Annotated in this window: 6 protein-coding genes, 1 pseudogene and 1 CRISPR repeat array; of the genes and pseudogenes, 6 read left to right on the plus strand and 1 reads right to left on the minus strand. The window is 23.4% G+C overall.

Features of this window, described 5'->3' with window-relative positions; all coding sequences use genetic code 4:
* Positions 1–2 precede the first annotated feature (2 nt).
* The 6 genes and pseudogenes from JXZ92_RS02345 (at position 3) to JXZ92_RS02370 (ending at position 8,079) form a co-directional block, all read left to right on the plus strand.
* Positions 3–460 (plus strand): annotated as a pseudogene (locus JXZ92_RS02345) (DpnII family type II restriction endonuclease).
* Positions 461–597: 137 nt separating this feature from the next.
* Positions 598–2,196, plus strand: a complete 1,599-nt coding sequence (locus JXZ92_RS04235) for a DUF2130 domain-containing protein (protein WP_205852178.1) — start codon at positions 598–600, stop codon at positions 2,194–2,196.
* A 230-nt stretch (positions 2,197–2,426) separates the two neighbouring features.
* Positions 2,427–5,942: a type II CRISPR RNA-guided endonuclease Cas9 gene (cas9, locus tag JXZ92_RS02355; protein ID WP_205852179.1), complete on the plus strand. Its 3,516-nt coding sequence runs from the start codon at positions 2,427–2,429 to the stop codon at positions 5,940–5,942.
* Positions 5,943–6,111: 169 nt separating this feature from the next.
* The gene (gene cas1, locus JXZ92_RS02360) at positions 6,112–7,008 is read left to right on the plus strand and encodes a type II CRISPR-associated endonuclease Cas1 (protein ID WP_205852180.1); all 897 of its coding nucleotides are present in this window, start codon (positions 6,112–6,114) and stop codon (positions 7,006–7,008) included.
* A gap of 4 nt (positions 7,009–7,012) precedes the next feature.
* Positions 7,013–7,318 (plus strand): CRISPR-associated endonuclease Cas2, encoded by a 306-nt coding sequence (gene cas2, locus JXZ92_RS02365; protein WP_241006949.1) that lies wholly within the window; start codon positions 7,013–7,015, stop codon positions 7,316–7,318.
* The gene (locus JXZ92_RS02370; RefSeq protein ID WP_205852181.1) at positions 7,318–8,079 is read left to right on the plus strand and encodes a hypothetical protein; all 762 of its coding nucleotides are present in this window, start codon (positions 7,318–7,320) and stop codon (positions 8,077–8,079) included. The genes cas2 and JXZ92_RS02370 overlap by 1 nt, the downstream gene beginning before the upstream one ends.
* A 31-nt stretch (positions 8,080–8,110) precedes the next feature.
* A CRISPR array of direct repeats spans positions 8,111–11,003; the repeat unit is 36 nt; unit sequence ACTTTAGTGCTATACTATTTTTAAGCAATACAACAC.
* Positions 11,004–11,453: 450 nt separating this feature from the next.
* Here JXZ92_RS02370 and JXZ92_RS02375 read toward each other — a convergent pair.
* Positions 11,454–12,500: a hypothetical protein gene (locus tag JXZ92_RS02375; RefSeq protein ID WP_205852182.1), complete on the minus strand. Its 1,047-nt coding sequence runs from the start codon at positions 12,498–12,500 to the stop codon at positions 11,454–11,456.
* Positions 12,501–13,126 lie beyond the last annotated feature (626 nt).

The raw sequence follows: 13,126 nt of genomic DNA on the forward strand, positions 1-13,126 counted from the left end.
AGATGGATGATTTTAAAAATTTGTTTGATCTTTTTATTGAAGATAAAAATAAAGATTTTTTAATAACTATTAATTTTAATTTAATTAAAAATAAAATTAAAGAAAAGTGAATTGAATTAAACATTTTAAATTCTTTAATTAAACCCGGAAATAGAAGTATCGAAGAAGTAGAAGAAGAATTTAAAAATTTGGTTGAAAAATATAACGAAATTGTTGAAGTTTTACCTATATTACTAGGTATTACAAAGAATGAATTAAATCTATATAACAAAAAGGAGAATAAATTCGATAAAATTATTTTTAAAAAAAATAATATCGAAATAGATAAATATATGCTTTTATTTAAAGAAATAGGTTTTTTAAAATTATTTCAAAAAATCAAATTAAAAATATTATCGATTATGTTTTTGGTATATATGTTGGTTTATATAGCTCTTTAGTGAAAGTAAAAAATAAATAAAACAAAAAACTAAATACTCTTTTAAAGAAAGAATGTTTAGTTTTTTTAATATTTTAATAAAAACTTTTATATATTTTTAAATAAACAGTTTTTACTATTTTATATAATATTTTATATAAAATATTTTGGAGGTATTTATGAAAAAAATAAAAATTAAAATAAGTGATATAGAAAAATTAGAATTCATAGTTGAAGAAGATGCTAAAAAGGGAGATTATTTTACATTAAGCGATTTATTAGATAACCAACAATCTATTATAGAAAGTGCAAAATCAGATTTAATTAAAAAGATAACTGATTCATCTAAGAATAATTGGGAAAAAGAATGAAAAGTACAATATGATAACCTTAAAAAGGTTGAGTTACTTGAAAAAATAAAAGAAAAAGAAGAAGAAGTAAGGGTAAAAACAAAAAAAGAACTTGAACAACAAAAACAAAACGAAATTAACGCTTTAAAAGATAAATTTAAAGAAGAATTAGCTAAAGAAATTCAAATTATTAAAGTAAAAGAAAAAGATTTACTAAACTTTGAAATAAACAAGTTAAAAGAAGAAAATATTAAACTTAGTCAAGAGTTAAAAAACAATGAAGTTGTTAAAAAACAAGAAATTCAAACACTTTTAAGTAAACAAGAAGTGTTGATTTCTCAAAAAACAACAGAAATAAATAATACATATCAAAACAAAATATTGACATTAGAAACAAATAAAAATAAACTAGAAGAACAATTGAAAATTGTTAAAGAACAAGAAACGCATAAATACGAATCACAATTAAATGAAATTAAAGCAAAATTAACAGAACAGTTCCATAATAAAGAATTAAATATGGCATCTGAATATCAAAAAACCATTGAAAAACTTAAGTTTGATAACGAGAGTTTAAAACAAAAAGAAAATGAATATAAACAACAAATTAACGCATTAGAAATATCTGAAAAAAAACATTTAGATATCATAAATAAAAATGTTGGATTTTCAACTAAACAAGTTGGTGAAAATTTTGAAAATAGTATTTACAATCTTTTAGAAGATAGTTTTGGTTTTATGGGTAACGAGATTAAGTTTTCTAAAACAACCGAAAATATAGATAGAACAAAACCTGATTTTGAAATTAATCTTTTTAAAGATAAAGAAAATATTGGAAATATTATTATAGAAGCAAAATCAAAACAAACTGAAACTGGAAGTACAACAAACAAAAAGCATTTACCTAAATTGTTAAAAGACATGAAGAATTACAAAGGAACTTTTGGTGTTTTAGTAACAGAACTTGAACCGGAACATAACTTTTTATTTAAAGTTTACGAGGAATATCCGAACATTTTTGTAGTTAGATTTGAAGGTTTAAAACCTTTACTGCAATTATTAATTAACTTTATTAAAGAAAGATCTAATTTTGATAATACACAACTAGATATTGAAGAACAACGTAATTTAATTGTTGCTTGAAACGAAAAACACTTTAAAGCTATCGTTAAAGCTATGGCTAGAATAAAAGATGATTTTGATGATATAAATAAATTTGTGGAAAATATCCAAAAAAACTTAGATGATTTAAAAGGATCGTTAGAAATTTCGATTAGTAAGCACATTGACAGTTTTTCTAAGGCAATTGTAGGATCTGCAAAAAGTAAATTATACAAAAACATTAAAAATATCGAACCAAGATTATCTAAAGAAAATTCTAAATATTTGGAACTAGATTCATATCTTAAATTAGAAAAAGAAGAATAATTATTAAAAAAACTCTAAATACCTATTTTGTTTAGAGTTTTTCTTTAATAAAAAAGTATTAAAAAACCCCTTTTGGGGCAAATTCGGCAGACTATTAAAGTCGCCTTGTTTTAGCACTTTACTATTCTTAAGCAATACAATAGATTTAGTACATAATTATTATAACACATTTTTTCAGATGTTGTAAAATATTTTATATATGAAATAGATTTATTTTGAAAGGTTTAATTATGAATAAAGAAAATAAAATAATTGATGTTACTTTAGGTTTTGATTTAGGTATTGGTTCTGTAGGGTGATCTATAGTGGATAATTCAAATAATGAGGTGTTAGAATTAGGTTCAAGATTGTTTGATGAACCTAGTTTAGCCACTGATCGTAGAGGATATAGAAGCATTAGGAGAAGCATTAGGAGAAAAAGATACAAGAATGATAAATTTGATAAATTAATTTTTAAATACAAAGATATGTTTGAGTTAGAACTTGAAAATAGACACCAAGTTAATAATATTTATCAAGAAATGTCTTCTAAAAATCCAAATATAATTTTTGTTAAAAATAAAGCTTTAGATGAAGTTGTAGAAAGTAAAGAATTAGTATGAATATTACACGATTATTTACAAAATAGAGGTTTCTTTTATGAAGTTATTGAAGAAGAAAATAAAGAAAGTTCTGAAGGTAAAAAGATATCATATACAAATCAATTTGAATTTCCAACAAGAGAACAATTCAAATTCTTTAATAAATTCGGTTACTTTAAAGGTTTAGAGCAATATGTTGATGTTAAATTTTCACACTTAAAATGAAAGAGTGAAATTGAACACGTTTTAAATGATGTTCAATCTAAAAAATATGAAAATAAACAATTTAATGATTTTGTATTAGAATTTATAAACATTTATGATTCGATACGTGAATATGCTAAGGGACCTGGTAGCGAACACAGTTATAGCGAATATGGTATTTACGATTATAAAGAAGATGGAAAAACTTTATATCAAAAATATAATAATATTTGGGACAAAACTATTGGAAAATGTAGTATCTTCGTGAATGAAAATAGAGCGCCACAACAATCTCCGAGTGTTGAATTGTATAATTTATTATCAGATTTAAATAATGTTAGACACACTTTAGCTAATGAGTGAGTTTTATCAAAAAACGATAAAAGAGATATTATAAATAATTTAATTAAAGACAACTTGAATGAAGGTAAAGTTAAAAATGTTACTTATCAGACAATTTTAAAATATTTAAAATCTTGAAACCTTGATTTTAATTTAGAACTTAAAGAAGATGAGTTTAAAAACAAAGATAAAAAACTTTCAACTTTAGAATCGACAATTATATTTATAAAAACATTTATTAAGAATGGTGCTAATTTAAGTGGATTAAATGTAGACACATTATTTGATTTTGCAAAAGGTTTAGACAATATTTTTGTTGTTATTTCTAACTACAAGGAAGTTGAAAAAAGAGTTCAAAACATTAAAGCAAAACAAAATATAGATTTCTTAAATCAATATTTTGAAAATAAACAACAAGTAAACCAATTTATAGAAGATGTTGCGAATAATTCTAAATTTAAGGTGTCTAAAACACACTCTTTATCATTTAAAGCTATTTATTTAGTAAATAATGATTTATTAATTAAATCTAAGAATTTATCTAACTTTAAGTTTGAAAAAGAATTTAATTTATACAAAGAAATCGAAAGATATAATAAAGAGTTAGAAAAAGAAGGGCTATTAGCAACTGGTTCAAATTCTAAATATATGGATAGTTCGTTTTTACAAGAAGCTGCAATTAGTCCTGCTGTTAAAACATCTTTAGCAGAAACAATTAAAGTATTTAATCAAATATTAAAAGAATATAAAAACAAATATAAAGTAACTAAAATAGGGCTTGAAATGCCCACGGAAAACAATTCAAAAGATGAAAAAGATAAAATCGATAAGCAAAACAAAAAGAATAAGAATCGTATAGAAAAAATACTTACTATATTAAAAGAAAATTACGGAATTTCTTTAAAAGAAGATGAAATTAATCTTAAAACTAAACAAAAACTACTTTTATATTTCCAACAAGAAGGTTGTGATGCGTATAATGTTAAGGAAAAAATAGATGTTAAAAGACTTGTGTCTGATCCAGGTTATACAGAAATCGATCATATAATTCCTTATAGTATTAGTTATGATGATTCTATGACAAACAAAGTAGTTGTACTTAAAAGTACAAACCAAGCTAAATCTAATAAATTACCAAGTGAATATTTAGGTATTCATACAAGTGATTTTAAATTTTTCAAAGATTTCTGGACAGAAAAAAACAATGATAACAAAAATAGTTTCTTTGATACTAAAAATAGAGAATATGATCGTAAGAAAGAAAACTTATTCCGTTTAGAAATTAAAGATGAAGATAAAGTAGAATTTGCTAATAGAAACTTAAATGATACAAGACATTCAAGTAAAGTTTTCTTGGAAAAATTAAATGAATATGCAAAAAATCATGACAAACAATTTAGTGTTTTTACTTTTAGAGGTAAATACACAAGCATGTTAAGAAAAATGGGCGGGTTATCACCAAAAGACAGAGATCACTATTCACACCATGCTATTGATGCTTCACTTTTAGCTATTTCTGCAAATAACTATAACCCAAATATGCAAAAATTATTAATTAAACCAGAAAAATATGATATTGAAAAAAGTAAAGTATATGATAGAGAAACTGGTGAAAGTATAGGATCAATAAACGAATTCACATTTAATTTAAACAATATTTCATTAATTGTAAGAGAAAAAATGAGCGAAAAAGATGGTGATGAAAATTCTAAATTAACCAAAACAAAAGATTCTATTATACAAAAAATACGTTATTCGAGAAAGGTTAAAAAAGATTATAATATAGAATTGTTTAATCAAACAACATATGGCACAAGAGTTGATAAAAATGGAGTACTTAAGAAAATAATAAAAAAATCCATATTTGAAATTATTGAATTTATTGGTCATAAAAAAGAAGATGATATTGTTATGAAACATACTAACCCAGAACAATTAGATAGAATAAAAGAAATTTTAAATAATTACAAGGGTTCTAAAGATCCATTTTTAGATTATACTTTAGACTTATTTAGAGAATATAAAGAAGAATTATGTATTGATCCAGAAAATTGAGAAAAAGAAGCTAGAAATTTTAGAAATAACAAAAACAAAAGCGGGTTAATTATTAAAAATAAAAAAGGTTTTGATTATATAAAAAAGTTTAAAGTGTTTTTTAAGTTAAATATTAATAATGTAAGTTTTATAAAAAATCAGAATAATAAGAGCTTTAAGGATAAGTTTAATTGAGTAGCTTTATTAGTTTATAAAAATAATAATGATACTTATGTTTTTGTACCAGTAAACGCAAAGATATATAGATTTCAAAATGATAAGAAACCTAATTTTTATGATGAATCAGTTTTTTTAAAAAAAGAATTAACAAAAGAAAAAGAACTAAAAAATATTCCTTTGGATAATAAAGTTTTAGATGTAATTTATCGAGGAACAATATACGAAAATCTAGAAGGAGTTGGGAATGAAAGATTTGTTTATATAACCGAAGGGGATACAAAAACAAATGTAATTACATATAAATATTGTTCAAAAGCAAAAGAAAAAAAATCTAACGAAGGAAGAAAAGCGATAAATGTATTTTTAAAAACATTTAAAAAAGTTCATAAATCTGTTTTAGGATAATTAAAATATACATAATTAATAAACCCAGACAACAAATATTATATTTCTATGATAATCTTTGTTGTCTGGGTTTATTTTGTGTTAAATTTTCTTTACAGAACTTATACGAACTTTATGTTTATTTTTTTATAATTCAAATGTCAATATAAGTTGACAGAAAGGTAGAAAAATGAAAAAAATAATTGACGTATCCCAAAGTGAGTACGTATCACTATTTTTAAACAATTTAATTGTTAAAAATAGTCAAGGTAAAATCACAATACCTACAAACGATATTGAGACAGTTATATTTGAAAATACAAGAATAAATATTAGTATGCCACTGATAAACAAACTTATCGAACAAGGTGTTAATATTATATTTTGTGATCATAGGCATTTGCCTATTGCGCAGATAATACCTTTTAGCGGTTATTTTGATAATAAGGTATTTAATACTCAAATTAATTGAAATTATGAATACAAAGGTAAAACATGAAAGCATATTGTGGAATTAAAGATAATAAATTCAAAGAATTTAATTAAATCAATTATTCCTAATTCGTTTGAAGTTGTTACAAAACTAACTGAATATCAAAAAGATATTAAACTATATGATTTATCAAACAGAGAAGGTCACGCTGCTAAAGTTTATTTTAATTTACTTTTTGGTAAAGATTTTAAAAGGGACAAAAACATAGCAAAAGACTTTATTAATATATGTTTAAATTATGGCTATACAGTAATGATTGCGTATGTAAGCAGAGCATTAGTTTCAAAAGGATTTGATAATAGAATTGGTATTTTTCACAAAAGATTCGATAACAACATTCCGCTTGCTTGTGATATTGTAGAACCAATTAGATGTTATGTAGATAAAATAACATATGAAATAATTAAGTTACAAAAAGAAGATAACAACATAAATTTTAAAGACTTTAAAAAAAGATTTTTTGAAGGTTTACAAGAACATATTGTTGTTAATTCAAAAAGAATTAAAGTAGTTGATTATATTAATTTATTAATCAAAGGTTTATTAGAACACAAAAATATAAAGGAGTTAGAAATTGACTGAATTTCAAAATAGATATATGAAAATAATATTAATGTATGATGTTTCTATGGATGAAGATAATACAACCAATTATGCTAGGTTTAGAAACAATTTATTAAAAATGGGTTACATAATGATTCAATATTCAATATATGTTAAAACAATAGGTTTTAAGACTATATATGAATATGAAAAACAAAAACTAATGAAGATAATTCCGAAAAGATCGAATGTTAGAATATTATTGATTACAGAGGCCCAATATTCTAATATTGATATTTTGTCTGGTGAAAAGTCGGCTAACGAAATTTATAACGAAAAAGAAAGGTATATAGAACTATAATGTTAAAAATAAGAAATTTGAATACAATCGGAGAAATAGAATATCAAGGGATTTTTGTTATTGGAACAAAAAATAGTGATAGTTTAATTTCAAATTTTTATAAATATGAATATGAAAATAACGAAGATGTTTTCTTAATAAATTCCAAAAGTTACTCAATACAGGACGTGATTATAATATCAAATCTAACAAAATTAATAGATTTATACAATTTGACATCAAAAAATATTTTGACTAAAATGATAACTAATGAAGACAATTTAAATATTGAATCAAATATTGATAAAACAAAATTTTTAAATTCTTTAGATCTAATTAACACTCTATTAGGAGAAAACTTATTAGATTTGAATTTCGATAAAATTAAAATTTTAAAATCGTTAATTTCATTAAATGATAGTATTTTTGTTGATGAAAAAACTCTTTCAAAATGGATGGACAACTATGATTCAACTAATAAACCTTTTGTTATTTTAAAGGATTTAAGTTTTATTAAAATAAATAAACTAGAAAAATATATAAATAAATTCAATATATTAATAATTAATAATGATTTATTTGATTTGGTTGATGATTATGAAGAATTAGAAATATGTTCATTAGAAAACAACAGAAATTTAACGCTAATAGATTCGTATTTACCTTTACATACTTGAATTGAAAATAAAATTAATAATTTTCAACTTAATTATGACGAAAGTTTTGGCATCCTAAAAAATGATAATCTTTTAATAATTGAGTTGCTAAATAACATTAATTAGGACAATTTTTATATTTTTTATTAAATTTGACACTTTAGTGCTATACTATTTTTAAGCAATACAACACGTATAATCAATAATTGCCGCTATAATCAATAACTTTAGTGCTATACTATTTTTAAGCAATACAACACGTATAATCAATAATTGCCGCTATAATCAATAACTTTAGTGCGTGTGCTATACTATTTTTAAGCAATACAACACAATGAATTTTCGTTTATTATTTGTGTATCTACTTTAGTGCTATACTATTTTTAAGCAATACAACACTATAACAAACTTAAAATCAAATGAAAACAGACTTTAGTGCTATACTATTTTTAAGCAATACAACACTAATTTTAATACAAATTATCCAATTGCAGGACTTTAGTGCTATACTATTTTTAAGCAATACAACACAGTTGCAGAACTCAACCAAACAAAAACAGAACTTTAGTGCTATACTATTTTTAAGCAATACAACACAAATTTAAATATTGATGAATTAGAAACTAAACTTTAGTGCTATACTATTTTTAAGCAATACAACACAGAATTAAAAAAAGTATTGAGTTAGAAAACACTTTAGTGCTATACTATTTTTAAGCAATACAACACATAAAATTTTCATTTTTTAATTCTATTTTAACTTTAGTGCTATACTATTTTTAAGCAATACAACACTGATATTTCTAACTCATTAGCAGGTTTTATACTTTAGTGCTATACTATTTTTAAGCAATACAACACTAACGAGTTTATAACTATATTAAAGCGTGCACTTTAGTGCTATACTATTTTTAAGCAATACAACACACAACGAACAAGAACAAAAAACAGAAAATGTACTTTAGTGCTATACTATTTTTAAGCAATACAACACCTAAAGTCTGACCCTAAGTCGTTTTTATATACTTTAGTGCTATACTATTTTTAAGCAATACAACACAAGTATAAAAAGAATGCGACAGATAAACAAACTTTAGTGCTATACTATTTTTAAGCAATACAACACAAATAAAAGAATGATAATAAAAATGAATAAACTTTAGTGCTATACTATTTTTAAGCAATACAACACTGAAGAATATTTAAACAGAATGTATCAGAAACTTTAGTGCTATACTATTTTTAAGCAATACAACACTGAAGAATATTTAAACAGAATGTATCAGAAACTTTAGTGCGCTATACTATTTTTAAGCAATACAACACAAATCAAAATGGGTTGTTATATAATTCTACATACTTTAGTGCTATACTATTTTTAAGCAATACAACGCTTGTTTTCATTTTTAGGAAAACTTGAAGGAACTTTAGTGCTATACTATTTTTAAGCAATACAACACAAGAAATGGGCCAATTCAAACAAGTCAAACACTTTAGTGCTATACTATTTTTAAGCAATACAACACGAAAAGAAATAAAAAACGTTAATTTTCCAAACTTTAGTGCTATACTATTTTTAAGCAATACAACACACGTTCATATTTGTTTTTATATACTCCAATACTTTAGTGCTATACTATTTTTAAGCAATACAACACTGCCATTATTGACTCCTTTTTATTAATACAACTTTAGTGCTATACTATTTTTAAGCAATACAACACAAACAAAATTATAATAAATTTAAATGATATTACTTTAGTGCTATACTATTTTTAAGCAATACAACACACTTCAAATTTAAACAACGGATTCTTGACTACTTTAGTGCTATACTATTTTTAAGCAATACAACACGTTGAAAGTTTAAAAAATATTTGAGTATATACTTTAGTGCTATACTATTTTTAAGCAATACAACACACTCATTTGAGTCTATTGTTTTATTCGTATACTTTAGTGCTATACTATTTTTAAGCAATACAACACAAAATAAATTGAAAAAACGGCTTTCACTCAACTTTAGTGCTATACTATTTTTAAGCAATACAACACTCAACTTCTGAGATATCATTATCAACCCCAACTTTAGTGCTATACTATTTTTAAGCAATACAACACAGAGAAACCCTTGAACTATTCACAGACACTTACTTTAGTGCTATACTATTTTTAAGCAATACAACACTCAATTTTTAGAATTGATGTCAAAAAGTCATAACTTTAGTGCTATACTATTTTTAAGCAATACAACACTATTAAAGTTTTTGTTTTTATTAGATGCTCTACTTTAGTGCTATACTATTTTTAAGCAATACAACACTGGTTTTATGAAAACTAGTATTTAATTCTAACTTTAGTGCTATACTATTTTTAAGCAATACAACACGTTAAAGATATAAATGATCCTAGTTCATATACTTTAGTGCTATACTATTTTTAAGCAATACAACACAAACGTTGATCATAGAACAGGCTTTAAAGAACTTTAGTGCTATACTATTTTTAAGCAATACAACACTGGATTTGCAGTTCCTAAAAGAATAATTTAACTTTAGTGCTATACTATTTTTAAGCAATACAACACAATCATAATTTTTATAATCACAAAACATTCACTTTAGTGCTATACTATTTTTAAGCAATACAACACATTTAAAATGAATAACAGAACAGGAGTATAACTTTAGTGCTATACTATTTTTAAGCAATACAACACATAATCATCTACTTTAACTTTTATACCATTACTTTAGTGCTATACTATTTTTAAGCAATACAACACAATCATAATTTTTATAATCACAAAACATTCACTTTAGTGCTATACTATTTTTAAGCAATACAACACTATATTTATGTTCTGTCCTTCAATTATTGAAACTTTAGTGCTATACTATTTTTAAGCAATACAACACCAAGTTATATAAACTACAGACAAAACAACAACTTTAGTGCTATACTATTTTTAAGCAATACAACACAAATAATTCTATTTTTGGGTTGTCTAACGTACTTTAGTGCTATACTATTTTTAAGCAATACAACACTATTTCAAGACTCTAAACTGTTATAGATATACTGCAAAACTTATGCATCATTCTAACATGGATCAATAGAAAATTAAAATAGACTTATACGTAGAAAATTTAAAAAATGTTTTGACTTAACTCTATAAATTTTGGTTATTTACAAGAAAATGTTTCTAAAACAGACAATATGCCAAAGGAATTTTAAAATGAAAAAATTCTTTTAAAATCTTTACTTTTGAAAGTTTAGTTTAAGGTTTAAGCAATAAAAAATGTAACAAAAATTTTAAAACAACTTTTTATCGAAGTGTGGATTTCTTTAAAACTAAAGAAGCAAATTTTTTATTTTTTTGAAAAAAGTAACAATATTGATTTTTAAATCATTAAGACATAATAAAAATACCAAGCACGAAAGTGTCGCGCTTGGTATTTCTTTTAGGATATACTTTTTAATAAGTATGATTTATTTTACTATTTTTGATTTAATTTAGCATATTCTGTTTCTAAATAAGTAGTTGCTTGTTTAAATATTTCGGCAGCACCTTCGTAATCGTAAGCTGTGAGTTTTTCAGGAATTGAACCTTCAACTTCTGAATATTTTGCTCTTGCCAATTTAATAAAGTTTGATGCTTTTTGATTTGTAAAGAATTGTTTTTGAGCGGAAGAAGTTGTTTCTTTAAGTTTGGCTTCAAATTTTTGAGATTCTATATCATATTTAGAATAATCAGTATCTCTTTTTTCTTTAGCTGTTTTAAACTTGTTTCATTTTTCTAATGATTGTTTTAGTAAGTCATACATTTTTGTAAAGTAAGCTACATCATTTGAATCTGGTCTATTTTTTGTAAATTCAACAACTCAACTGACTAAATATTTTGATGAAATATCTGAATATGATTTAGCACCACCCTGTTTTTTGAATAATTCAGCAATTTCATTTGCGAATAATTCAACAACTTTTTTACCCATTAATTCAAATTCTGCTTCTTTCTGAGTTAATCCCATCATTAAACTTCCTAATTTTGTTTTAAGAGTTTCGATAGTATCTTCTTCAACAAAAGAATTTGCTTGAATTAATTCATCAATATAAGTATTTAAATGTTTATAATTTGAAACATTTAAATCTAAAGGTTCATTTAAATTATCAAAATCAGCATCAAAATTAGCTGTTTTTGATTTGTATGATGAAACTAAATTAGATCTATTGGTTAAAACTTCTTTTAAAGTGTGAAGTTCTGCGTTTTTAATTGTTTCATCTTTAGTAGCAGCTTCGGATTCTAAAACTTTAATTTTAGTATTTAAAACACCATTAATTCCGCTAAGTGCTTGTAATTGATTTGTAAGTTCATTTGATTTTGATTCTAAATCCGCAACTTTTGCTAATAAAGTAGTTTTTTCAGTATCTTCTTTTTCAATCTTTTCTTTTGATGTTGCGTTTGTTGAACTTGGAGAACATGAAATTGCTAAAATTGGAGTAGTTGCAATCCCTAAAATTGGTAATATAATATTTAATTTCTTCATTTTTATTCTTTCTTTTTGCACTCACAACATATAATAATTTAATGATTAGTATAGCAATTGCTAAAAGAATAGGAACTAATATCATAAAGTTTGAGATATTCTTCTTATTTGAAATATCTTTAACTTGTCTGTTGATATCATTTCAATTTCAATCTTTCATAATGTTACTTTATGATTTGAAATTTTCGAATTTATAGATTCTATAGTTTCAACAAAAGAGTTAAATCCTAAATCATCAATTGGATTATTTATTTGTAAATGTAAAATCTTATCTTTTTTATCATTTGATAAATAAATTGAAAGTTTAATAATGTTTTCATAATTTGATTTAACAACATCTCATTTAAGTAAATTGTTTTTGTAATCAACTTTATTCTTTTCTAAACTAAGTAAATCACTTTAAATTAATTCTAATGTTAATTGTTTTAATGATAAATTTTTAGTATTTTATCTAACATATTTTGAAAACTGTTCTTTTTCATAAAATTCTTAAAAATCTTCAATTCTTTGTTTAAATTTTAGGATCTGATTTTTTTTATTTTTCAAATGTTTAATTTAGATTTGACAAGAAAAAATTTAAAGGAATTACACTCAACCTAAAAAAGTATTAATTTAATTAATTTCAT

Source organism: Mycoplasma sp. CSL10137 (assembly GCF_017116845.1).
In the GTDB taxonomy this organism is placed as follows: domain Bacteria; phylum Bacillota_I; class Bacilli_A; order Mycoplasmatales; family Metamycoplasmataceae; genus Mycoplasmopsis.